General features: G+C 54.7%; 19 protein-coding genes and 2 tRNA genes. 18 read left to right on the top strand and 3 right to left on the bottom strand.

Annotation, left to right across the window (positions count from 1 at the left end):
• Positions 1-23: 23 nt before the first annotated feature.
• From AABM52_RS01585 to AABM52_RS01570, 3 genes are all read left to right on the top strand, one after another.
• Positions 24-99 (top strand) — tRNA-Phe (locus AABM52_RS01585).
• Between the two features lie 357 nt (positions 100-456).
• A complete protein-coding gene (locus AABM52_RS30545) occupies positions 457-2619 on the top strand; it encodes a calcium-binding protein (RefSeq protein WP_367576103.1) in 2163 nt (720 codons plus the stop codon).
• 88 nt (positions 2620-2707) lie between these two features.
• Complete coding sequence (locus AABM52_RS01570) at positions 2708-5770, top strand: nidogen-like domain-containing protein (RefSeq protein ID WP_347910093.1); 3063 nt, start codon at positions 2708-2710, stop codon at positions 5768-5770.
• A gap of 160 nt (positions 5771-5930) precedes the next feature.
• Here AABM52_RS01570 and AABM52_RS01565 read toward each other — a convergent pair whose 3' ends face one another.
• Positions 5931-6380 carry a carboxypeptidase regulatory-like domain-containing protein gene (locus tag AABM52_RS01565; RefSeq protein WP_347910092.1) on the bottom strand — a complete coding sequence of 150 codons (450 nt, stop codon included), beginning with the start codon at positions 6378-6380 and terminating at the stop codon, positions 5931-5933.
• Between the two features lie 253 nt (positions 6381-6633).
• Between AABM52_RS01565 and AABM52_RS01560 the strand changes: the two genes are divergently transcribed.
• The 4 genes from AABM52_RS01560 (at position 6634) to AABM52_RS01545 (ending at position 9338) form a co-directional block, all read left to right on the top strand.
• Positions 6634-7383: a DUF1016 N-terminal domain-containing protein gene (locus AABM52_RS01560; RefSeq protein ID WP_347910091.1), complete on the top strand. Its 750-nt coding sequence runs from the start codon at positions 6634-6636 to the stop codon at positions 7381-7383.
• 68 nt (positions 7384-7451) lie between these two features.
• The gene (locus tag AABM52_RS01555) at positions 7452-8426 is read left to right on the top strand and encodes an alpha/beta fold hydrolase (RefSeq protein ID WP_347910090.1); all 975 of its coding nucleotides are present in this window, start codon (positions 7452-7454) and stop codon (positions 8424-8426) included.
• A gap of 36 nt (positions 8427-8462) precedes the next feature.
• Positions 8463-8879: a hypothetical protein gene (locus tag AABM52_RS01550; RefSeq protein ID WP_347910089.1), complete on the top strand. Its 417-nt coding sequence runs from the start codon at positions 8463-8465 to the stop codon at positions 8877-8879.
• 6 nt (positions 8880-8885) lie between these two features.
• The gene (locus AABM52_RS01545; RefSeq protein WP_347910088.1) at positions 8886-9338 is read left to right on the top strand and encodes a hypothetical protein; all 453 of its coding nucleotides are present in this window, start codon (positions 8886-8888) and stop codon (positions 9336-9338) included.
• Between the two features lie 71 nt (positions 9339-9409).
• On the opposite strand, the gene gabP is transcribed toward AABM52_RS01545, so the two are convergent.
• On the bottom strand, positions 9410-10801 hold the full coding sequence (gabP, locus tag AABM52_RS01540; RefSeq protein ID WP_347910087.1) for a GABA permease: 1392 nt from the start codon (positions 10799-10801) through the stop codon (positions 9410-9412).
• A gap of 564 nt (positions 10802-11365) precedes the next feature.
• Between gabP and AABM52_RS01535 the strand changes: the two genes are divergently transcribed.
• The 11 genes from AABM52_RS01535 (at position 11366) to AABM52_RS01485 (ending at position 24594) form a co-directional block, all read left to right on the top strand.
• Complete coding sequence (locus tag AABM52_RS01535; protein ID WP_347910086.1) at positions 11366-12139, top strand: ABC transporter ATP-binding protein; 774 nt, start codon at positions 11366-11368, stop codon at positions 12137-12139.
• Between the two features lie 13 nt (positions 12140-12152).
• Complete coding sequence (locus AABM52_RS01530; protein ID WP_347910085.1) at positions 12153-12899, top strand: ABC transporter substrate-binding protein; 747 nt, start codon at positions 12153-12155, stop codon at positions 12897-12899.
• A 72-nt stretch (positions 12900-12971) separates the two neighbouring features.
• On the top strand, positions 12972-13667 hold the full coding sequence (locus tag AABM52_RS01525) for an ABC transporter permease (RefSeq protein WP_150726502.1): 696 nt from the start codon (positions 12972-12974) through the stop codon (positions 13665-13667).
• Positions 13664-14353, top strand: a complete 690-nt coding sequence (locus AABM52_RS01520) for an ABC transporter permease (RefSeq protein WP_347910084.1) — start codon at positions 13664-13666, stop codon at positions 14351-14353. The genes AABM52_RS01525 and AABM52_RS01520 overlap by 4 nt, the downstream gene beginning before the upstream one ends.
• A complete protein-coding gene (locus AABM52_RS01515) occupies positions 14334-15563 on the top strand; it encodes a methyltransferase (protein WP_347910083.1) in 1230 nt (409 codons plus the stop codon). Before AABM52_RS01520 ends, AABM52_RS01515 begins: the two co-directional genes overlap by 20 nt.
• 343 nt (positions 15564-15906) lie before the next feature.
• Entirely contained in the window at positions 15907-16731 is an 825-nt protein-coding gene (locus tag AABM52_RS01510) for an FkbM family methyltransferase (protein ID WP_347910082.1), read from the top strand.
• 78 nt (positions 16732-16809) lie between these two features.
• Positions 16810-16885: transfer RNA gene (locus AABM52_RS01505), tRNA-Thr, on the top strand.
• 172 nt (positions 16886-17057) lie between these two features.
• Entirely contained in the window at positions 17058-18380 is a 1323-nt protein-coding gene (locus AABM52_RS01500; RefSeq protein ID WP_347910081.1) for an integrase arm-type DNA-binding domain-containing protein, read from the top strand.
• 1213 nt (positions 18381-19593) lie between these two features.
• Positions 19594-22905 (top strand): hypothetical protein, encoded by a 3312-nt coding sequence (locus AABM52_RS01495; RefSeq protein WP_347910080.1) that lies wholly within the window; start codon positions 19594-19596, stop codon positions 22903-22905.
• Positions 22902-23366, top strand: a complete 465-nt coding sequence (locus tag AABM52_RS01490; RefSeq protein WP_347910079.1) for a response regulator — start codon at positions 22902-22904, stop codon at positions 23364-23366. Before AABM52_RS01495 ends, AABM52_RS01490 begins: the two co-directional genes overlap by 4 nt.
• 10 nt (positions 23367-23376) lie before the next feature.
• Entirely contained in the window at positions 23377-24594 is a 1218-nt protein-coding gene (locus AABM52_RS01485; protein ID WP_347910078.1) for a response regulator, read from the top strand.
• 179 nt (positions 24595-24773) lie between these two features.
• Here AABM52_RS01485 and AABM52_RS01480 read toward each other — a convergent pair whose 3' ends face one another.
• Positions 24774-25484 carry an SDR family oxidoreductase gene (locus tag AABM52_RS01480; protein ID WP_347910077.1) on the bottom strand — a complete coding sequence of 237 codons (711 nt, stop codon included), beginning with the start codon at positions 25482-25484 and terminating at the stop codon, positions 24774-24776.
• Positions 25485-25516: the final 32 nt, after the last annotated feature.

Genomic DNA, 25516 nt, shown 5'->3' with positions numbered 1-25516 from the left:
AAACCAGTTTAATGCGCCCCGTTGCCCAGATAGCTCAGTCGGTAGAGCAGGGGATTGAAAATCCCCGTGTCGGCGGTTCGATTCCGTCTCTGGGCACCAAATACCGAAAACCCTGAATCGCAAGATTCAGGGTTTTTTTATGCCTGCGATTTAATGACCGCTGGACTATTTCCGGACCAGGCCCTTAACACTTTCCTTAGCCCATCCTTCCGACCCTCCCACACCCTCCTCTCAAAAACAAATAGCTTTCGAAATTCTTGAAGCTATCGCCAAGAGCTCGCCCAATCCACATCCAGCGACGCCGACTCAGCCGTCTGGTTCGAAACACAGCTGGCAGGGCCAAGCAGCCTCACGGCACTGATTTGACCATCTGAATGATGGCAATTTGACGCCACCGTTTTGCGCTGTAAACTGCAAGTCACTTCCGTGTTCTCTTTGCGCAAAAAGGAATTTGCAATGCCAACCCTGGGCGAAATCCGCGTCAACCCTACGACTGGCCATCATTCCGAGCCCTCCCTCACGGCTCTGAAAGATGGTGGTTACATCGTGGCGTGGAGCGATCAGGGAACAAGCACCACCGATTACATCTACACCCAGCGCTATAACGCCAGTGGCGTGAAGGTAGGCGGGCCGGCCCTCGTCAACAATGTTACGAACAGCGCACAGGAAGACCCCACCATTACCGCATTGGCCAACGGCGGCTACGTAGTCACCTGGCAATCGGATAGCTTCGACGATATGTCGGACATCGCCGCCCAGGTCTACAACGCCAATGGCGTCAAGGTTGGAGGCGAGTTACTCGTCAACACAACCAGAAACGGCGTCCAGGACAGCGCAGAGATCACCGCGCTTAAAGACGGCGGCTTTGTAGTGTCCTGGGCTTCGTACGGTCAGGACGGCAGCGGCTGGGGCGGTTACCTGCAGCGCTATAACGCCAGCGGGGCAAAGGTAGGTGCAGAAACACGCGTCTCTACCACCACTCAATACGACCAGGATGGCCCTACCGTCACCGGCCTCGCCGATGGCGGCATGATGGTGGTTTGGGAAGGTAACGGGACAGACGATACATCCGGCATCTTCGGTCAACGGTTCAAGGCCGACGGCAGTAAATCGGGCGGAGAAATTCGCATCAATACCAGGGTTACCGACGATCAGACTGACCCCATGATCAAGGTGCTGAATAGCGGTAATTATGTCGTCACCTGGCAATCAGCTCCCGACGATGGCGACGGCAATGACGAAACCGATGCCCCTGGCGACGTCTACGCGCAGCTTTTCAATGCCACAGGCGTAAAAGTGGGTGCAGAAACCCAGGTGAACACCACCACCGTTGGCAATCAGGAAGAGCCCAATGTCACCGCCATGACGGATGGCGGTTATCTGGTGACCTGGGCAGGCCAAGGCATCGGTGATGTAAATGGCATCTTCGCCCAACTCTTCAATGCCAGCGGCGTCAAGGTTGGTACCGAAACCCGCATCAACACCACCACTACCGGTAATCAAATGTTCAGCCAGGTTACTGCATTGACCGATGGCGGCTATGTGATTGCCTGGGAGTCCCATGGGGTGAATGGGCAAGTTGACGTCTATACCCAGCGCTTTGACGCGAACAGCAACAAGGTTTCCAGCCTGACAGGCGATGCCTTGGCCAACACCCTGACCTGGACCAGCGCCGGCAGCGTGATCATTGACGGCGGCGCGGGTAACGACACACTGACAGGTGGCCGCGCCAATGATCACCTGAACGGTGGCGTCGGCAATGACTCGCTCAACGGCGCTGCCGGTGCCGACCGCCTGATCGGCGGCGATGGTTCCGACTTCTACTTCGTCGACAATGCCGGCGATGTCGTCAGTGAAACCAATGCTGTCGCCAGCACCGGTGGCATCGATACCGTTTATAGCTACATCAGCGCCTACACCCTGACTGACAATGTCGAGAACCTGCTCCTGCTGGCGAACGGCGCTGCCAACGGCACCGGTAACAGCCTCAATAACGTCATCAATGCAGCGGCCGGCAACAACATCCTCAATGGCGGCGCCGGTATCGATACCGTGTCCTATGCCTTTGCCACGGCGGCGGTGACGGCCAACCTGGGGCTGACCACCGCGCAAGCCACCGGTGGTTCCGGTTCAGACACCCTGTTGAACTTCGAAAACCTCACGGGCAGCAACTATCACGACAAGCTGACCGGTAACGCGCTTGCCAACACCCTCAACGGTGGTGCCGGCAATGACACACTCACCGGTGGCGCCGGCAACGACCTGCTGATCGGTGGCACGGGCCTGGACATGCTTTATGGCGGTACCGGGGCCGACACATTCGATTTCAATGCCTTGAATGAAATGGGCCTGGGCGCCGCCCTGCGCGATGTCATTGGCGACTTCAAGACCAGCGAAGGCGACAAAATCGACCTGTCGACCCTGGACGCCAACCTGGCGACGGCGGCCAACGATGCGTTCAGCTTCATCGGCTCCAGTGCATTCAGCAGCAATGCCACAGGGCAATTACGCTTCGCCGGTGGCGTTCTCTATGGCAGCACCGACGCCGACACCGCCGCTGAGTTCGAAATTCAGTTGGTGGGGGTGAGCAACTTGCAAACTGCCGACCTGTTTGTCTGATCGGCCAGACGTTGCATATCTGATGTTTCATGGTTGTCCCGAAAACAAACTGACAAGAACGTTTTAAACAAACGACAGGAGTGTTGATATGGCTAGCTTGATAAACGGTCTTGGTGGTGCAGCGGGTTTCGGGGAGAACCAGCTGACTCGAAACGATGATAGCTACACCTCCAACATTAATATCAGCAATGTTTTCGGGGCTGCCGGACTCAACTTCTTCGGTACCAACTACACCAATATTTCCGTCAATAACAACGGAAACATCACTTTTGGTAGCGGCCTTTCCACCTATACCCCCTACGGCATGCAAAGCTCCAGCAGGCCGATGATCGCTCCCTTTTTTGCCGACGTAGATACCCGGGGCGGAACGGTCAGTGCAACGCCGGGCGGCATATCGACAGGCAGCAACCTTGTCTATTACGACTTCAACACTACAGGCAATGGCGCGCTGACCGTTACTTGGGATGACGTCGGTTATTACAACAGCAAGACAGATAAACTAAATGCCTTTCAACTCCAGCTGGTCGGGACGGGCGGCGGCAACTTCGATGTCATCTTCCGGTATGAAACCGTCAACTGGACAACCGGTAGTGCCAGTGGCGGCACCGGTGGACTGGGAGGAACCGTTGCCCGCGCCGGTTACTCGACTGGCGACGGCGCCTCCTGGTATGAACTGCCGCAATCGGGCAATGAGTCCGCCATTCTCGGGCTGGAAACCACTCCAGGTAACACAGGCGTAGCCGGTTACTACAAGTTCAGCATCGTCAGCGGTACGTCCGGCAATGACAACATGCAAGGTACTGCCGGGAATGACTCGCTCTATGGCTCTTCGGGCAATGACGTCATCAATGGTTTTGCCGGAAATGACGTACTCTACGGCGCAGCGGGCAGCGACAGGCTCTTGGGCGGCCTGGGAGACGACACCTATATCGTGGATGCGCTCGATACGCTTGTTGAACTTGCCAACCAGGGTACCGACGTCGTTCAGGCAGGAATCAGCTATACACTCGGTGACAATCTAGAGAACCTGATTCTGACCGGTAATAGCAGTATCAACGGCACAGGTAACGCACTGAACAACACCCTTGTCGGCAACTCATCAAACAATATATTCAATGGCGCGGCGGGCACCGACTTTGTTTCGTATGCCTATTCCAACTACGGCGTCAGAGTCGACCTGTCCAACACCGGTTCGCAATATACGTACCAAGGCTACGATACTTTCGTGTCTATCGAGGGCGTCATCGGTACTGATGACTCCGATACACTAACCGGTAATGACTTGGCCAATATCCTTATCGGCGGCGCAGACAGTGACATCCTCAATGGCGGCGCCGGCAACGACACCCTTGATGGTGGCAGTGGCGTGGACCGGATGACTGGCGGCGATGGATCTGACCTCTACTACGTCGACAATGTCGACAATGTCGACGATATCGTCAGCGAAACCAATGCTGTCGCCAGCACCGGTGGCACCGATACCGTTTATAGCTACCTCGACACCTACACCCTGACTGACAATGTCGAGAATCTGCGCCTGCTGGCGACCGGCGCTGCCAACGGCACCGGTAACAACCTCAATAACGTCATCGATGCAGCAGCCGGCAACAACGTCCTCAATGGCGGCGCCGGTATCGATACCGTGTCCTACTCCTTTGCCACAGCGGCGGTAACGGCCAACCTGGGGCTGACCACCGCGCAAGCCACCGGTGGTTCCGGTTCAGACACCCTGTTGAACTTCGAAAACCTCACGGGCAGCAACTATCACGACAAGCTGACCGGCAACACGCTTGCCAACACCCTCAGCGGCGGCCTGGGCAACGACCAGCTCAACGGCGCTGCCGGTGCCGACCGTCTGATCGGCGGCGATGGTTCCGACTTCTACTTCGTCGACAATGCTGGCGATGTCGTCAGTGAAACCAATGCTGTCGCCAGCACCGGTGGCACCGATACTGTTTATAGCTACATCGGTGCCTACACCCTGACTGACAATGTCGAGAACCTGCTCCTGCTGGCGAACGGCGCTGCCAACGGCACCGGTAACAACCTCAATAACGTCATCGATGCCGCGGCCGGCAACAACGTCCTCAATGGCGGGGCCGGTATCGATACCGTGTCCTATGCCTTTGCCACGGCGGCGGTAACGGCCAACCTGGGGCTGACCACCGCGCAAGCCACCGGCGGTTCCGGTTCAGACACCCTGTTGAACTTCGAAAACCTCACGGGCAGCAACTATCACGACAAGCTGACCGGTAACGCGGCCGCCAACACCCTCAGCGGTGGCCTGGGCAACGACCAACTCAACGGCGCTGCCGGTGCCGACCGCCTGATCGGCGGCGATGGTTCCGACTTCTACTTCGTCGACAATGCCGGCGATGTCGTCAGTGAAACCAATGCTGTCGCCAGCACCGGTGGCACCGATACCGTTTATAGCTACATCAGCGCCTACACCCTGACTGACAATGTCGAGAACCTGCTCCTGCTGTCGGCCGGCGCTGCCAACGGCACCGGTAACAGCCTCAATAACGTCATCGATGCAGCGGCCGGCAACAACATCCTCAATGGCGCCGCCGGTATCGATACCGTGTCCTATGCCTTTGCCACGGCGGCGGTGACGGCCAACCTGGGGCTGACCACCGCGCAAGCCACCGGTGGCTCCGGTTCAGACACCCTGTTGAACTTCGAAAACCTCACGGGCAGCAACTATCACGACAAGCTGACCGGCAACGCCCTTGCCAACACCCTCAACGGTGGTGCCGGCAATGACACACTCACCGGTGGCGCCGGCAACGACCTGCTGATCGGTGGCACGGGCCTGGACATGCTTTATGGCGGTACCGGGGCCGACACATTCGATTTCAATGCCTTGAATGAAATGGGCCTGGGCGCCGCCCTGCGCGATGTCATTGGCGACTTCAAGACCAGCGAAGGCGACAAGATCGACCTGTCGACCCTGGACGCCAACCTGGCGACGGCGGCCAACGATGCGTTCAGCTTCATCGGCTCCAGTGCATTCAGCAGTAATGCCACAGGGCAGGTACGCTTCGCCGGTGGCATTCTTTACGGCAGCACCGACGCCGACACCGCCGCCGAGTTCGAAATTCAGTTGGTGGGGGTGAGCAACTTGCAAACTGCCGACCTGTTTGTCTGATAACGGGTCGTCTCTGGCACCAAAGCACCGAGAAACCCTGAATCGCAGGATTCAGGGTTTTTTATGCCAATGGGAAAGCGAAGACACCCAGACATTCCCCCAGGTACCCTGAACTGCAAGATTCAGGGATTGATGCCCCGCCTTGATTTTCTGTCTCTCGCTAACTCGCATCATTCCAGTGGAAAACCAGGTTACGGGCTGCACCACTGCCAACATCGGCAACGTCATGCCGTGTTTCTCCGTGATGCGTCGCAATGACGGTGTATTTCCCGGCAGGCAGTTTCACGTAAACCAGCGGACCGGCGTCGTTGAGCGTCAGCACGGTCTGCGCGGGGGCTTTCTGAATAACTACATTCACGTCAGAAGTGTATTCATTTCCCGTCCCGGCAGAGAACGTCATGTGCAGGTTATAGCCGGTGGTCTGCTGGATGGCCTTGGACTCATCCTCGCCAATACCGCCGGACAGGTAGGTGATGCCGTTTTGCTCCTGGCTTTGCACTTGCACCCCCTGGCTGGCAATGGGCTCAAGGCTCGCGGCAGGTGACATCGCAGGAAACATCAGCACGCCTACAGCGGTGATGGGCAACAGGAGTGTATGGAGGTATTTCATGATGACGACTCCCGGGTTCTGCAGAACCCAATCGTTACACTCTTTGGATTCCCAGCCGGTGGGTAGGGTTTAGATTGATTTGACCTGAGTACGAAACGTACTACGTCATTTATTCCTCGGCCCTCGCCCAGCATCAGACATGACCTGCCGGCGAACCCGGTATTTCCTGCCTGTTTCTCAGCAACTCCCGGCATCTTCGAAAGGCGCACACTTGTCATCCTCTTTCGCTGTTCAACCTGCTGCGGAAGACCTCATGACGACCCTCACACCCAACGACACTCACGACCCACATCTGGCATCACTGCTTGGCAACCTTGGCAAATTGATCCATCAGGCACGTCAGAAGGCGCTTCGGGCGGTCGATACCGTTCAAGTGCAGACCTGTTGGCAGATCGGGCGACATATTGTCGAGTTCGAACAGGAAGGGGCTCGGCGGGCGAGATATGGCAAACGCTTACTGGCCACTTTGGCAAAAGTCCTCAGTGCCGACTTCGGCAAAGGTTTTGACGAACGCAACCTGCGCTACATGCGAGATTTTTATCAAACTTTTCCAATTTGGAACGCAGTGCGTTCCGAATTGAGCTGGACCCATTACCGCCGCCTGCTTCGGGTCGACAACGACAGCGCTCGTCTCTGGTACATGAACGAATCAGTCACCCAAAACTGGTCAAGCCGCGCCCTGGAACGCCAGATCAATACGTTGTACTACGAACGCCTGCTGGCGAGCCGCGATCGCGGTAGCGTTAAGCAGGAGGCCGCCACCCACATTCAAAACATGAAGGCCGGCCCTCGGGATTTCATCCGTGATCCGGTAGTACTGGAGTTTCTTGGTTTACCCAATGCCGGCAAGCTTCAGGAAAGCGAGATCGAACAAGCGCTGATCGAACAATTGCTCGCCAGCAAGTACAAGCTTGTCCTGCCCAGTGAAGAGGAACTGCGTGGCGCACTGGATCGGGAACGGGCGGAACTTGAAGAACGATTGCTCAATCAACAACCGCGTTGAGGCGAACAGATTGTTCATCAACGGCATCAGGACTATCGTTGGCAGCTACCCGCAAAGGACTGACGCCGATGAATTTGCAGGACACGCCTCCATTGGCCGCCACTCGCATCGAGTTGCCGCGGCCGGATACCACCCCCGGCAAGCCGTTCAAGGAAACCGCCGCGGACGGCTTCATCCTCGGTGGCTTCACCTGGCGGCACCCTTCTGGGGACGCCGCCGGTCCGGTCGTCATCATCAATGCCGCCACTTCGGTCCGTTGCCGCCACTATTCGCGCTTCGCCGACTACCTGTTCGACCACGGCTTCGATGTCATCACCTATGACTACCGCGGCATCGGCGAGTCGCGGCCAGCATCGCTCAAGGGGCTTCAAGCCTCGTGGACCGATTGGGGTGCGCTGGATTTCGAGGCGATGCTCAAGCGCGCACAGCGTGAGTTCCCAGGGCAGCCTGTCGATGTGGTCGGCCACAGCTTTGGCGGCTGCGCAGCGGGCCTGGGGGCGTCCGGGCACCTGATCCGGCGCCTGGTGACGGTCGGTGCGCAATTTGCCTACTGGCGCGACTATGCGCCGGCCCACCGCTGGCGCATGTTCGCCAAGTGGCATGTGCTGATGCCGCTGGTGACGATGATCTACGGCTACTTTCCGGGCAAACGCCTTGGCTGGCTGGAAGACACACCCGCCGGCGTGGTCCGTGACTGGAGCCTCTCCACCGCCCGCTACGAGAAACGCTCAAGCGGCCGCACAATCAGCAAAACCGCCGGGCAACTGCCCTTTGCCGGCGTCACCGCGCAAACCCTGGCCATCAGTATCAGCGACGATCCCTACGGTACGGTCCCGGCCATCGAACGCCTGCTCGGCTACTTCACCGGCAGCACAAACTCTCACCTGCGTATCCATCCCGAAGACATCGGCGAAGAAGAAGTCGGACATTTCGCCTTTTTTCGTAGCGCATACCAAGCCACACTATGGCCCATTGCATTGGCCTGGCTGCAAAACGGCGAGCTGGCCCCCGATACCCCCGGGCGGCGAGTGCCACGCAGTTAGGCCTTTTGCCCTTTCAATGAATACGGAACGACGCCCATGGCCTCAGCCAACAAGCAGCAAAAACGCGCCTCCCGCGCCAAGGCCAAAGCCAAGCAGAACCGCACCCAGCGGGCTGCCGCGCCGGTGGAACTGGACCCGAACGACGATCGCATCGACTTCGAATCGGTGGACCTGACCGAACTGTTCAAGAAAATGATCGACGCCGAAAAGATCAGCCAGCAAGCCCTGTGCACGGCCTTCCTCGAAGACCCACTGCTGGAACTGGTGTACGAGCAGGAAGGCGAAGAAGGTGCGACAGACTTCATCCTCGCTGCTCTGATCGAGTATCGCCAATGGGCGACCGAAACCGATGAAGCCGGCGCACTGGCGTGGATCGAATCACCGGCCTTCCAGGCCGACTACGTGGCGGCGTCCGACGCCATTGCCGCGCAAACCCAACAGAAACCGAACTGAGTTCCCATGGCCTCCCTGAACAAGCAACAGAAACGCGCCAAGCGCGCAAAAGCCAAAGCCAAGCAGATCAACATCCACGGCCGCAAACCCGCCGCGCTGGACGATGACCTTGGCCACCTCGACGAGCCGATCCCGGAATACACCCTGGCAATGTTCAGCAAAATGCGCGACGCAGAAGCCGTCAGCCGCAGCGAAATGCTCTCGGTGCTGCTGACGAACCTCGCCTTCATCATCATCGACCATCCAGAACTGCTGGACACGGAAAATGCCGACGACGAAGGCATGGCCGCCACCCACCTGGCTGCCGACATGCTGATCGACTACCGCATGTGGGCCGACGGCATGGACCGCGACGCCGCCCAGGCATGGCTGAGCGAGCCACAGTTCATCGCCGATTTCGGCGCTGCACTGGATGTCTACCGCGAGTCGCTCGAAGCTCCGGAAGAAAAAGCCGAGTAAAGGTTACGACTCAAACAAAAACGGCCGCTTGTCATCACTGACAGCGGCCGTTTTGCGTTACGCGGTATGGATCAGTTCAGCACTACCGCGCCGCGTTTTTCCAGGTTGCGGCGGCGAGCCACCAGCAAGCCGGCCGCTACCACCAGAGCACTGAGCAGGCCGGTCGCGAGGATTTCCACGCGATGGGCATCCTGGAACAGCATGATGGTCAGGGCCGCGACGATGAAGACGATCACCGCGTAGGTCAGGCCCGGGAACAGCCACATGCTGAAGGCGATTTTCTCGCCGCGCGCTATACGCTGCTTACGCATGCGCAGTTGCGAAATCGCAATCACCAGGTACACCAGCAATGCGATGGCACCGGAGCTGGCCAGCAGGAATTCGAACACGGCAGCCGGAGCCACGTAGTTGGCGAATGTTGCCAGGAACGCGGCGCCGGTGGACAACATCACTGCCCAGTAAGGCGTGCCACTTTTGTTGGTGCGCGTGGACATCGCCGGCGCATCGCCGCGTTTGCCCAGGGAAAACATCATGCGCGACGACGTGTAGAGCGCCGAGTTCAGGCAGCTGGTCACAGCAACCAGTACCACAATGTCGACGATCATCTTGGCGTTCGGGATGCCCATGCGTTCAAGCACAGTCTGGTAGGAACCAAGGCTGGCCAGGATCGGGTCGTTCCACGGCACCAGGGCCACAACGATGAAGATCGATACGAGGTAGAACAAGCCGATCCGCCAGATCACCGAGTTAGTGGCCTTGGAGATTTGCTTGCCCGGATCTTTCGATTCCGCGGCCGCGATGGTCACGATCTCGGTACCCATGAAGGAGAACATGGTGGTCAGGATCGCGCCCAGCACCGCGCCCATGCCGTTTGGCAGGAAGCCTTGGGTGTCGAACAGGTGCGAAACACCGCTGACCTGGCTGTTCGGCAGGAAGCCGAAGATCGCCAGGACGCCGAGAACAATGAAACCAATGATTGCCACAACCTTGATCAGGGCGAACCAGAACTCGAACTCACCGTAGTTCTTTACGCTGAAGAGGTTGGTCACGGTCAGCAGCATCGTGATGACCAGAGCGAAGGCCCAGATGTCCACACCAGGGAACCAGGCATGCAGGATGGTCGCGGCGGCGTTGGCTTCCAGTGGAATCACCAGCACCCAGAACCACCAGTACAACCAGCCGATGGTGAAACCGGCCCAGTGACCGATCGCGCGGTCGGCGTAAGTCGAAAACGAACCAGTGTCCGGCGAGGCAACGGCCATTTCGCCGAGCATGCGCATCACCAGCACCACCAACATGCCGGCGGCGGCGTAAGCCAACAGAACAGCCGGACCTGCAGCGGCGATGGCGTGACCCGAGCCAACGAACAAGCCGGCGCCGATAACCCCGGCAATCGACAGCATGGTCACGTGGCGCGGTTTGAGCCCCTGTTCGAGGCCACTAGAGCTTTGGGTACTGCTCATTAAAACTACCTTTGTAAGGAGAAGCGAATGCGTGCATCCCGTTTGGCAATCCTTCTCGTAAAAAGAAGCCAACGGGGCGTTCTGGATTCTGCACGCAATAATTGCGCCAAAATATTTCAAAACCCTCTAGCCCGGCGATCTCGCTTAGACCGGAGAGTCATCGCAACCCATTGAATTTAATGGCACTTTGCCAGAGCGTTACCCTGCCACCCACTTTGTGGGGTGAATCAGCGCACCGGAAACACACCTGAAAATGGCTCCGCGCACATTAAAAGTGCGCAAGCTGTGCATTTGGCCGGATAGCGCTTCCAACACCCTGTCAAAGCTGGCAACATCGCGCCTTTTTTTGCGGCAGCCACCTCGCTTTCTATCGATCGGCAAGGTTCAAACAGCTGTTCGGTTGTTGATGGGGCGACAGTCTGCTGCGCCGATGCGACAACCTGCCACACGCCAGCCGTTTACCGTCCGTAGCGCTGTTGGCTGCCATTGAAACGCTATGCTAGGTTGGCCGCCTCGCCAGGAAGGCCGCCAACAGCAGGAGCGCAACATATATGAGGAACGCACATGGCTGAGGCCACGCCCGCGCTTGAAATCCGCAACTTGCACAAACGCTACGGTTCGCTGGAGGTGCTCAAAGGCATCTCGCTGACCGCCCGCGACGGCGATGTGATCTCGATCCTGGGTTCCTCCGGCTCCGGTAAGTCCACGTTCCTGCGGTGCATCAACCTGCTGGAAAACCCGCACAAGGGCCAGATCCTGGTCGCCGGCGAAGAACTCAAGCTCAAGGCCGCGAAGAACGGTGAACTGGTTGCCGCCGACGGCAAGCAGATCAATCGCCTGCGCAGCGAAATCGGTTTTGTGTTTCAAAACTTTAATCTGTGGCCGCACATGAGCGTGCTCGACAACATCATCGAAGCCCCGCGCCGTGTGCTCGGCCAGAGCAAGGCCGAAGCCATCGAAGTGGCCGAAGCCCTGCTGGCCAAGGTCGGTATCGCCGACAAGCGCCATGCCTACCCGGCGCAGTTGTCCGGTGGCCAGCAACAACGGGCGGCCATCGCCCGCACCCTGGCCATGCAGCCCAAGGTCATCCTGTTCGACGAGCCCACCTCGGCGCTTGACCCGGAAATGGTCCAGGAAGTACTTAATGTCATCCGCGCGCTGGCCGAAGAAGGCCGCACCATGCTGCTCGTGACCCACGAAATGGGCTTCGCCCGCCAGGTCTCCAGCGAAGTGGTGTTCCTCCACCAGGGCCTGGTAGAAGAGCAAGGATCGCCACAGCAGGTGTTCGAAAACCCGCTTTCGGCGCGCTGCAAACAATTCATGTCCAGCAACCGCTAACGGAGCTATCCACATGCAGAACTACAAAAAGGTCTTCCTGGCTGCCGCCGTCACCCTGGCGTTCAGCGCCGGTGCCATGGCCGAAACCCTGAAGATGGGCATCGAAGCGGCTTACCCGCCGTTCAACAATAAAGATGCCAGTGGCAATGTCGTCGGCTTCGACAAAGAAATCGGCGACGCCCTGTGCGCCAAGATGAAAGTCGAGTGCACCGTCGTGACCTCCGACTGGGACGGCATCATCCCGGCCCTGAACGCCAAGAAGTTCGACTTCCTGATCTCCTCGATGTCGATCACCGACGAGCGCAAGCAAGCGGTGGACTTCACCGACCCGTACTACTCCAACAAGCTGCAGTTCATCGCCAAGAAAGACATCGACTTCAAAACCGACAAGGAGTCCTTGAAAGGCAAGGTGATCGGCGCCCAGCGCTCGACCCTGGCAGGCACCTTCATGGAAGACAAAATGCCGGGCGTTGAAGTCAAACTTTACGACACCCAGGAAAACGCCTACCTCGACCTGACTTCCGGCCGCCTGGACGGCATCCTTGCCGACAAGTACGTCAACTACGAATGGCTGAAAAGCGATGCTGGCCGTAGCTACGAGTTCAAGGGCGACCCAGTGGAAGAAAGCGACAAGATCGGTATTGCCGTGCGCAAGAAGGACCCGATCCGCGAGAAGCTGAACACCGCGCTGAAAGAAATCGTCGCTGACGGCACCTACAAGAAGATCAACGACAAGTACTTCCCGTTCAGCATCTATTGATACTGACCTGCCTGACCGGCGCCTGATGGCGCCGGTTCTCGGCCTTGCCTGCCGCGATTTGAAAAGAAATCCATGACTATCGACCTCTACGGATTCGGCCCGGCGCTCGCCGCTGGCGCGCTGATGACTGTGAAACTGGCACTCTCGGCCCTGTGCCTGGGGCTGGTGCTCGGTCTGCTCGGCGCCTTGGCCAAGACTTCCCCGTACAAGCCGCTGCAATGGCTTGGCGGCACTTATTCGACCCTGGTTCGCGGCATCCCGGAATTGCTCTGGGTGCTGTTGATCTACTTCGGCACGGTCAACCTGATGCGTGCCCTGGGCGAGTTCTTCGGTAACCCCGACCTTGAGCTCAATGCCTTCGCCGCCGGTGTGATTGCGCTGGGCCTGTGCTTCGGCGCCTACGCCACGGAAGTGTTTCGCGGCGCGATCCTCGCCATCCCCAAAGGCCATCGTGAAGCCGGCGTGGCCCTGGGCCTGTCGAAGTGGCGCATCTTCACCAAGCTGATCATGCCGCAGATGTGGCGCATCGCCCTGCCCGGCCTGGGCAACCTGTTCATGATCCTGATGAAAGACACCGCGCTGGTGTCGGTGATCGGCCTGGAAGAAATCATGCGTCATGCGCAAATCGGCGTGACCGTCTCCAAACAGCCGTTCACCTTCTATATGGTGGCCGCGTTCATGTACCTGAGCCTGACGGTGCTGGCGATGACCGGCATGCACTTCCTGGAAAAACGCGCCGCTCGCGGCTTCGCGAGGAGCACCCAATGAATTGGGAAGTCATCATCAAATGGCTGCCGAAACTGGCCCAGGGTGCAACCCTGACCCTGGAACTGGTAGCCATCGCCGTCATCGCCGGTTTGCTGCTGGCCATTCCACTGGGCATCGCCCGCTCGTCGCGCCTGTGGTGGGTACGGGCATTTCCCTACGGCTACATCTTCTTTTTCCGTGGAACGCCGTTGCTGGTTCAACTGTTCCTGGTCTACTACGGCCTGGCGCAGTTCGACGCGATCCGTAACAGTTCGATGTGGCCCTACCTGCGCGATCCGTTCTGGTGCGCCACCGCGACCATGACCCTGCACACCGCAGCCTACATTGCGGAAATCCTGCGGGGCGCCATCCAGGCGATTCCACCGGGCGAGATCGAGGCGGCACGGGCACTGGGCATGTCCAGACCCAAAGCGCTGGTCTACATCATCCTGCCGCGCGCCGCGCGCATCGGCCTGCCGGCCTACAGCAACGAAGTGATCCTGATGCTCAAGGCCAGCGCCCTGGCCAGCACCGTGACCTTGCTGGAACTGACCGGCATGGCCCGCACCATCATTGCCCGGACCTACCTGCCGGTGGAGATCTTCTTCGCCGCGGGCATGTTCTACCTGGTAATGGCGTACGTGCTGGTGCGCGGTTTCAAGCTGCTGGAGCGCTGGTTGCGCGTCGATGCCTGCCAAGGGCGTTGATTCCCACGTGTTGACGGGCGAGGCCCTGCTCGCCCGCTTCACCGCGCTGGATGCTTTTCTGACAGAGCATCAGGCACTGTGGAAACCCCGGCCGTTCACTCATCTACAGCTCCCATGGGAAGCGTCCTACCCGGAGCTGGCCGCATGGCTACGTGAGCGAACGCTGGAAGACGCGGAAAACGCTCACAACCAACCCGCCCTCCTGAATGCACCGGAACCCTTTGCTTCCTTGGCAACAATGTCCGTTGCCTTGAGTGCCGTGGATGAATTGCCCGCACGCGTGCTTGAAACGGCCGGCCATCGATTGAACGTCGATGTACCGGGGCGCAAATGGCAGCAGATCGAAGCCTTCGCCAGTCGATTGCAGTTTTCCGAAGCACCGAAGCATTGGCTGGACTGGTGCTCGGGCAAAGGACATTTGGGCCGCCGCCTGCTGCAACCGGGGCAACAACTGACGTGCCTGGAATACGACCCGGCACTGGTAGCCAGCGGCCAGACACTCAGTCAGCGTCATCACCTGCATGCGCTGCATATCGAACAGGATGTGCTCGCGGCAGACGCCGCTTGTCTACTGAGTGCGTATCACACGCCCGTCGCGCTTCACGCCTGCGGTGATTTGCATGTGCGGCTGATTCAACTCGCCAGCGCCACAGGCTGTAAACAGCTCGCCATTGCGCCGTGCTGCTACAACCGGATCAGTCTTGCCCAGTACTCGCCGATTTCCTCGGCCGCCAAAGGCTCCGGCCTACAGCTTTGCCTCGACGACCTCGCGCTGCCCATGAGTGAAACCGTTACTGCCGGCGCCCGCGTTCGACGTCAACGCGACACCTCCATGGCCCGACGACTGGGCTTCGACTTGCTGCAACGGCAACTGCGCGGCATTGACGAGTACCTGCCAACCCCTTCCCTGCCCAGCGCCTGGCTGGACAAACCCTTCGCCGATTACTGCCATCACCTGGCCGCACTCAAAGAGTTATCCACAATCGGCCCGCAAAATTGGCCAGCTCTCGAAGCCGCCGGTTGGCAGCGACTGGCCGAAGTGCGCAACCTTGAACTACTACGCGGACTTTTCCGACGCCCGCTGGAGCTTTGGCTGGTCCTTGACCGGGCACTTTTCCTCGCCGAGCAGGGCTACAGCGTCCGCGTCGGCACCTTCTGCGAAACCCCACTCACGCCGCGTAATTTCCTGCTCCTGGCCGAACACGCCTAAACGCATCCGGCCTGTGGATAACTCTGTTGATGGAATTATCGTGGATCCAATATTCATGCCAGTTTCAGGGCAAAAACCACACTGTTCATTTTTTGTACACCCACATAAAAAATCGAAAAAACAGCTATTTGCGGACAAATGAGAACAGATCCACAAATTCGGCCTAAACCCAGTGCGCCGCCAATTGCAATGTGCATAAGCATTTAATCAAAACGACATAAATGCCTAATCCCGGACCGCAGACAGGGGAAATTGCACCCTTTCATTACTCTTGATATACACACACGCAAGGGCGCCGGCAGCGCGGCCACAAACAAGAACATTTCTCCGACAGGATGCGCCAGTGACGTTCATTTCCTACGCACAGAATTTCGAAGACATACGCCTGTGGCGCGCCCTCAAAACCGTCGAGAACGGCTTCTACATCGACGTCGGGGCAAACCATCCCACCCATGACTCAGTCACCAAGGCGTTCTACGACAACGGCTGGACCGGCATCAACGTCGAACCGATGCCCAACTACTACGAAGCCCTGTGCCAGCAACGCCCCAAAGACACCAACCTGCAATGCGCAGCCGGGGAAAGTGCTGACGAACTGACCTTCTACGGCATCGCCGGCACCGGCCTCTCGACCCTCGACCCGGCCATTGCCAAAATGCACAAAGACGCTGGCATGGACGTGCGCAGCCAAACGATCCAGTCCCGCACCCTGACCTCCATCTGCGAAGAACACGCCCAGGGCCGCGACATCCATTTCCTGAAAATCGACGTCGAAGGCCACGAAGAGACCGTCCTGCGTGGCATGGATTTCAGCCAATGGCGGCCTTGGGTGATCCTGATCGAAACCCCTTGGGACCGCGACCAGACCTGGGAAAGCCTCGTCATTGATGCGGGCTACCAATCCATCCTGTTCGATGGCATCAACACCTACTACCTCGCCGAAGAACACCTGAACCTCAAACCCGCCTTCGACATCCCGCCGTGCAACCTGGACGAGTTCCAGTTCTGCAAAGGCCACAACTTCAGCCACCCCGTCAGCGACACCGAACACCAACTCGCCGCCGCCCTGCAACGCGCCGAACAGGCCGAAGCACAGCTGCGCGCGATGCAAAACAGTCGAACCTGGCAAGCCATCCAGAAACTCAAGAAAACCCTGCTGCGCGCCTGACCTGAAGCCCGCGCAAAAATAGTCAGAATTCAGGGGTTTACAGAAGCCAGCCAATCGCTATAATCGTCGCCCTGACACGCCGGTATAGCTCAGATGGTAGAGCAACTGACTTGTAATCAGTAGGTCCCGGGTTCGATTCCTGGTGCCGGCACCATACAAGGATCCAGAGAAGGCTTTCAAAATCTCTGGAACCCCCGAAAAACCCGCCTTCTGGCGGGTTTTTTCGTTTTGGCGTTCCATCGGTTTCCGTCAGAAACTGGTGGATTCCAACCGTTTTAAGGGTAGAGTTTGGGATACAGGTCACTTCGATAAAAGGGAGTACCCTTATGTCGCGCACCACAGCTCCGCTCTCCGACGCAGCTTGCCGCTTGGCAAAACCTACAGACCGCGCCTACAAGCTTTTCGACGGCGATGGCCTCTACCTCCTAGTCCAACCCAATGGCCGCAAAGGCTGGCGGCTCCGTTACGTCAAACCTGACGGACGCGAAGGACTGACCTCGTTCGGCAACTACCCCGTCATTGGCCTCGCCGATGCGCGCCGCAAGCGCTTGGAGGTCAAGCGAATGCTGTCGGATGGCGTTGATCCTATAGAGACCAAGCACCAAGCCAAGGCGGAAGCCGTAATCAAAGGCCGAACCTTTGAAAGCGTTGCGCTCGACTGGCATACGGAAATGTCGGCCAAGTGGGCACCAGGCCATTCCAAGACTGTGATGAGCCGCCTCAAAACCCACGTGCTCCCGCTGATCGGCGCCCGCGCCATTGTCGACCTCGACACCCATGACCTCATGCAGCCCTTGGAAGCGATCAAGAAGCGCGGAACGATAGACGTAGCTTTAAGGGTACAAAACTACCTGCAGAGCATCATGCGCGAGGCAAAACGCCTCCGGCTTATCACCATAAACCCTGCTTACGATCTCGAAGGCTCGATCAAAGCCCCGCGGGTGGTCCATCGCCCCGCTCTACCCTTATCGCGACTGCCGGAACTGCTGGAGCGTATCGACATCTATAAAGGCCGGGCACTTACCCGTCTGACGGTGATGCTGTCGCTGCATGTGTTTGTACGATCCAGCGAGCTGCGCTTCGCACGCTGGAGCGAGTTCGACCTCAAGCGCGGCACCTGGGAGATACCGGACACTCGACCCGCATTGGAGGGAGTACCCTTTTCCACAAGGGGTACGAAGATGGCAGGGGATATCCATTTAGTACCCTTATCTGCGCAAGCAGTGGCGCTACTCGAAAAAATCCATGCACTCACAGGCAAATTCGCATTGGTCTTCGCAGGGGATGCCAAACCCTGGAAGCCCATGTCCGAAAATACCGTGAACAACGCGCTTCGGACGATGGGATACGACACCAAAACCGATATCTGCGGGCATGGATTTCGTTCGATGGCCTGCAGCGCACTGATCGAGTCAGGATTGTGGTCGGAGACAGCCATTGAACGGCAGATGAGCCACAAGGAGCGTAACAACGTTCGAGCAGCCTATATCCATAAGGCTGAGTTCATCGAGGAGCGCAGGCTGATCATGAACTGGTGGAGCCGGTACCTGGAGGCCAACCGGCAGGAGCATGTCACTCCACACGAATTCGCGAACCAGACAGGAGCGAACGTCACTCGCCTAAAAGCAAAACGTGGCGCAACCGAGTAAGCGCTCGGTCTTCATATCTCAGCGATCCGCTTGTCCACGCGGGTCCATCCAAACAGGGCTGCAAAGCCGCCCTGCTTGGATGGAACTCACTTAAAAAATCTAAAGCCCACACAACTGTCTGTGGAAAACCACTGATTTCCACCGGTGGATAATTTCATCCACAGCCGCAGAACTCCCGAAAATTCGAGCCTTGACCCGAATTATCCACAGGCGTAGAAAGGATCGGGCAAAGCGCTGTCGTTGACAGCAACCCAGGTAGCCAGAGCCTTTGAGGCTACGCCACACCGTGGTGGTTCTCCCAAAGTGCGATTAGCGCCCGGCGGCTCGCTCGGTCACAGCGATGTGATGGATGCCTACTTCTACCAGAGTGCCCACTGCGGCAACTCATACCCCTTTATAGCTGCCCTGCAGCAACCTATCCGCTTGGCCATTTCATTGCGCCAACCTGCGCCCGTCTCTTTCTTCCGGAAAGAGACGGGCGCTCCTACCGCTGCTGCAGCCCAACTCGTACAAGGCTTTGCGGCATTCCTCCTCGTGACAATCGGCGTGACAAACACCGAAGTCACCAGCAACAGCGATGCAGATGATGGTGCCGCAGCCCACGGAATGGACTGCACCTGACTGACAGTCAGGCACGCCCCGGTCATCGCGTCACTGCCTTCACCTGACTCAGGATCTCGCGGCTTTGGTCTCGTCAGCCAGCGCAACCTCCACCCGCCCACTTCCTCGGAAGTGCTCAGGAGGCCAGATCATGAGAGGCCCAAGCTCCCGGTCGTAAAGAGCCGCCAGTCCCGCGTTAGTGGACAACCCTCACAGGTCGCAGGGGCCTTGATCCCTGATAACACTCAACATTCTTGGCGGGATGACGTGGGGAAGGGTTAGATGTGCTAACTTCCAGTATTGTTTGCTCAGCAATGTAGCCTGCTGTAAGGCTACCGGAATTTTCAAGAGGACGCGGTTAGTACGGCAAACCAAAAACGTTGTTTATGGTGCATTACTGCCAACCAAAAATGGGAAGGGATCTTGAAAGGTAGTTTAAAATCAACCTGACAGTCATAGATTTGCGGTTGTAAAATCAGACAACTGCACATTTTTGCACTTAGGCAATGAAATAAACATCTAAACCAAGGACCAATAATGTGGATGACAACCTGCAACAATAACTCACTTGCCCCCCACACTCCGCAGAATTATTTTTGTCACAAGGACTGACATGAACGAAAAAACCTCATTCAATAGTCTCCCTTTACGAAAAATACAGGGATCGACACTGAAGCTGAAAAACCCGTCTCTGAGCAATGCACGCAAACAGGTACTGCTCAACGAGTTCGATAGCTTTGTAAAATGGATATCTACTGCCCAAAAAAAAGGGAAATTTATTTTTCAGGAACGTTTGAAAGGCCTTTTCCCCAAATCAGTAAGCCGATTGAAACGCGATTTAGTTTTTATAAGCCCCAGCATAGACTGCGAAATAAGTTGGGCATGCTCATTGATAAAACAAAAACATGCCAGCATAAAAGACTTCGTCAGCATCAGCCAAGAATTAGAATTGCAATTCTGGAAGGGCGACTTTACCGCTTGCGAGTTATCTTTGAGTAAAATTGAGAAAGAATTTGGTATATCGCTGTGGTTGATTGAAGTAAAGATGGCCGTCCTTCAAGCATCTAAGGGCTTAGAAGCACAAAAAAACTTTTTATCAGAAATCAAAAAAGATTCCGTAAAAAATGTCAGCTTTTATGCCTGGGTATTTAGTTTCAGGAATGAAGAACCGGTAACTTCTGAAAAATACATTAAATACGTTAAAGACGCAGTAAACAAGTTTGAAGGATCTGGGCAAGATAACTCAATTCTGTACAAGTGTCTCCCGACCGACATTCCAAGTTCACAGATGCTCCAGGATGTTTTAAAGTACGAAACTAACTCTAGCTTAATCGACCTATACTCTACATTTATAGATGCAGGAATAAGCTTCTACACATACGACTCGACGCTAAACAATATTACAAAATCAAAAATCGTTTCTAAGTTTTTAGAAATCCTACCCTTAACTAATGACCAAAGACTGATAAATTTACTCAAGCCTGGAGAATTTGAAAGTTCCGAATGGGTTACATTGAGAGAGCTTTTTCTACGTGGCAAATGGCAAGAAAGTGTTGATCTAATACACAAAAATGAAGCGCTAGCATACTCACCTCAGACAATTAGCATAGAAGCTGACTGTCGAATTTTTCTAAACCTCACTCAAGCATCAGAATCTTCCATTAGTCTGAGGACTAGCATCCTCAACGCGCTTATTGACATAAGAATCAACGGAAAACTCGCAGCAAAATCCATTGCCTACCTATTCAAGCTCAGACTGAATCTTCGCCGGTTCGACCTATCATCAACTATAAACAGATGGTTAAACGAAGTGTTTTTCCCGTGGCCGGCAATAACAGAGCCTAATAAAGGTACAGCTTGTAAATTTAGCAATAAATTCAATCTTGACATACTTAACCTCACTCCAACTAAAGAGTGGCATCAGTACTTTAGCACACAGGCCAACCTAAAACTACTTTCTGAAAATCAAAACCATACTACGATAATTCAAGACACCTTCAACTGGAGCCAAATCGACTGCCACCAGACCAGAAAAATCACAATTCTTTATCGGCAGCGTTCATTGTTGGCTCAAAAAAACTTTAAACTAGGTATTAGAGAAGCGTCAGTCTTACTTATAGACAATCCATCATTGGCAACCCACATTCCTCTGAAGGAGTATGTAGACGCGCTAGACAAGGATCTTCGCAAAGAGCTCGCATCTGAAATTTCAGTGCCTATCCTTTTGTACATAGCTGCGAAGACATTGAGCAACGCCCATAGCAAAATTTGCGCGTACGCATACGAGGACTTCCTTTTATCTCTAAAGCTAAAAAAACCATCCGACTTAGCAGAACATTTAAACGAACACTGCAAGCCCTCTTTGATCTACTACCTCAAAAATATTTGTATCGCTGACATCATTAAAGTATCACGAGTATTCAAAAGCTCAATCGACTTACAAAATGAAAGGCTGCTAGTTTGTCGGATGCTTATCCAACTTGATCACGACAACAAGGATTCTTACGAGAAAGAAGCACGTGAAATAACACGAGCCCAGATCATATTTGCAGGAGTCCGACATATTGAGAAGAGCAAGATCTCAATTGACACTTCCGGGCTAAAGCGCTGGGCAGACAGTAACCTCAATGAAGACTTCAACAGATTGAGATCGCTGTTACTCATCCAGGCGGAGTCAGAAAAATTCAATACAAACTCAGAAGACTCAAAACTCATCAACTTTATTTCCTCGCCCTTAAAAAAAGACGAATTCTTTTTCCCTGACAACGAAACCAGATACTCACTAATAGAGCTGTACTGGACGCTGTATATAGAGTTCCTTTACAACTCTGAGTATGGGCTTGACTGTTATTTGAGCATGAGAATAAGGCATGGGGTTTTGAGCGGGCAACTCAGAGGAGCGCTGGAAAAACACAAGATCATAACTAAACGTTCATCTGATGGAAAAAACTACTTAAGCAACAAACACTGGACAAAAGAACTTTCCTCAATAAATTTCCCATACATCGAAGAAGTTGACGCATTGCTTTCAGCCTTTTCAAAAGAGCTAGACGAACTAATAGAACATTTAGTTAACGAAAAAATACAGATCTCAAGCAGCGAAAAACCTGACGGTTGGTTCCGGCAAATAGTCACTAGCAAAGATCTCACGGTACTTCAAAAAATTGTAAGTGATGAAGACACTAATTTTGCAAATTTTTTTGAGGCCAGTACACACGTATTTTGGCGCGGCATCGACATTTGCCTAAAAGATATTAATAATCACATCGAGATTGAAGTAAAAAGACGTGCTGCAACGGCATTTGAACAATTGAACAGGTCAATCTTGAGCCTTCATCCTGATTCACCACCGCTCACTCTAACCCGCACTATCACCGAGGCTAAAATATCATATACTCAGTCGTTAAATGTTGTTAAGGAATGGTTTAGCTTGCCTTCCCCGTATGAACCACCGGTATTTTCATTTGAACAGCTTGTAAGGGTTGGACTGGAGTGCGTGAAAAGGCTAAAACCAAACTTCAGCCCCAATATAGAAATCACCGGAGACAACATCAACATCACCAGCATGCTTACTTATTTCTCTGATATATTTTATGTAATATTCAATAACATTGAAGAGTACTCAGGAATACGCAGCCCCAATGTAAAAGTCCAGTGCAGCATCCAAGGAGAAGTAATGGACATACATGTTACCAATGAAATATCTACTAGTGCCAAAGCCGGACCTGGCATTGAGCGTGTGGAGGAGGCCAAAATCTTAATTGAAAGCGGTGAGTACCGAAGAAGAGTTAATGAAGAGGAGCTTAGCGGCTTCAGCAAAGTCAAGAATCTCATAGGCGAGGCCCACATATTAAAATTTGACTTTGATGATAACCTGAGCTTTTCGGTGAACTTCACAACAAGCTTTAATAGAGCGCCGCAATGAACATTCTGATAGTAGAAGATGATGAAAACAAAAGGAGTCAACTAAACAGCTTCATTGAGGCAAACTATCAGGACCTGACAATTATCAATGCCTACTCCATACAGAAGGGGCTAGACTTTGTATTCGATGAAAAAATAGATCTTATAATACTAGACATGACGCTACCGACGTATGACATAACTCCCGACGAACCTGGGGGAGGGACTAATATTTTCGGAGGCTGTGACTTCCTTTCCCAACTAGACAGATTTGATATAAAAATCCCCGCTATCGTTGTGACTCAATTCGAAATTTTTGGGTCAGGTCCGAAGACCATGACACTGAATGGGCTCAGGGAGCTGCTCGAAAAAGAATATTCCGAAACCTGTCACGGCCTGATCTACTATAACGCTTCAAGTGAAGCGTGGCTAAGTGAGCTAGACAGTTACATACACTCGATAGTCAACTCAACACAGAACTAAGCGATAACATATGACCGCGCAAATACTACTAGTAGACGATAATCAGGCCAAAGTAAAGAACATACTTTTAAGTATATCAGCAGTTCGCGGCTATTCTTTGGAGATGGTAGACGTTGCTCGAACCATTAATGAAGCAAGAGATTATTTGGAGTCCAAAAGCTATGACCTAATGATTCTCGACCTATCGCTTCCAGAGCGCCTTGACTGCGACCCGCACGCCAGCGGTGGTGTTGAATTGCTTTCCGAATTAGAGGAGCGCTCAATATATAACTCCCCTAGAGAGGTCATAGGATTAACGGCTTTCACATCAATAAAAGCTGACCACCAAAGCTTTTTCGATAAACGGCTATGGAGCGTCATGATGTATGATGAGGGTTCAGATAGCTGGACTGAGCAGTTACAGCAAAAGCTTATTCAGATTAAAAACTCGCTATCTACAAAAAACCTGACTCCGACCTATGGCGCAGAAATTTGCGTAATTGCTGCCTTGAGCTCTCCAGAGCTTAAAGCAGTCCTTAATATAAAAAGCTGGGGCTGGTCTGAATACGAAGTGCTTAACGATCCTGCCACTTACTATCAGGGGTCGCTAAAAAACGGCAAACAAATATATGCCGCAGCGTCTCCTCGAATGGGCTTACCAGCTGCCGCTGCTTTAGCCAGTAAAATGATATCCAGATTCAGACCAAAATACTTGGTGATGGTAGGAATCGCTGCAGGAATGGAGTCAAAAGTCAAAGTTGGCGATATTATTGTGGCTGATCCTGGTTGGGATTATGGCAGCGGTAAAATCACTCTTGAGACTGATGGCACGCCTACATTTGAGCCATCACCTCATCAAATATCTCTAGACCCAATTATAAAGAAGCAATTCGAGCGAATAGAGAGCGATCACATTTCGCTTTCAACCATATATAATGACTGGCCGGCTAAAAAACCGGACACCCAGCTTAAATTACATATTGGTCCATTTGCCTCTGGCGCATCAGTAGTAGCAGACCCAAGCATAACTATCAAACTAAAAGACCAACATCGTAAGATTCTTGGATTTGATATGGAAGGCTATGGAGTTATGACCTCTGGGCATGATTCAGACGAGCCGAAGCCAAAAGTAATAATAATAAAATCCGTATGCGACTATGGCGACATCCATAAAGATGATACTTATCAGCCATACGCGGCCTACACAAGTGCGGCATTACTCAAGCTATGGGCAGAGACCTATCTATAATAGCAAAAGCATGCGGGGAGAAAAGGGTAGCAATAGAGGTATGAAAGCCGCCTGTTCATATGAATACCATTTGAAACAACACGTTATGAACTGAATCGACTCCTGGTGCCGCACCATACAAAACAAAGCCCCTGCAGAAATGCAGGGGCTTTGTTGTTTCCGGGGTTTGAAAAAGCGCTTCAGTGACCCGCGCTCTGACCACCGTCCACGTGCAGGATTTCGCCGGTAACGAACTTGGCGCCATCCAGATACACGACCGCTTGTGCAATATCGTCGATCTCGCCCATATGCCCGAGCGGGTGCAGATTGCCCAGTGCGGCGTGGGTTTCCTCGCCGTGCATCGGGGTCTTGATAATGCCCGGGCTGACTGCGTTCACCCGGATCCCGCGCTTGGCGTATTCGATGGCCAGAGATTTGGTTGCCGCGTTAAGGCCGCCCTTGGTCAGCGAGGCCAGCACCGATGGCACGCCGTCGATGGCGTGGTCCACCAGGCTGGTGGTGATGTTGACGACGTGGCCGCTGCCTTGCTTTTCCATCTCGGCGATGGCGAGTTGGGTGATGTAGAAGAAGCCATTGACGTTCACCGACAGCACGTTGGCGTAGTCTTCTGCGGTGTACGCGGTGAATGGCTTGGCGATGAAGATCCCGGCGTTGTTGACCAGGGTGTCGATGCGACCGAAATGGGACATCGCTTCACGGATGACGCGCTGGGCGGTTTCCGGCTCGCCGATGTCACCGGCCACAGTGAGAATGTCCGGATCGGTGGACGGCTTGATCGAGCGTGATGTGGCGACGATCCGGTAACCGAGTTCACGAAAGGCTTTGACCATACCGTCGCCGAGACCTTGGGATGCGCCGGTGATGACGATGACTTTTTTCGAAATGCTCATGATGAAGACCTCTGACAATAAAGAATGGGGTA

Origin of the sequence: Pseudomonas grandcourensis (genome assembly GCF_039909015.1) — a bacterium.
GTDB classification, from domain to species: domain Bacteria; phylum Pseudomonadota; class Gammaproteobacteria; order Pseudomonadales; family Pseudomonadaceae; genus Aquipseudomonas; species Aquipseudomonas grandcourensis.
This window is presented reverse-complemented; position numbering and strand designations above follow the sequence as displayed.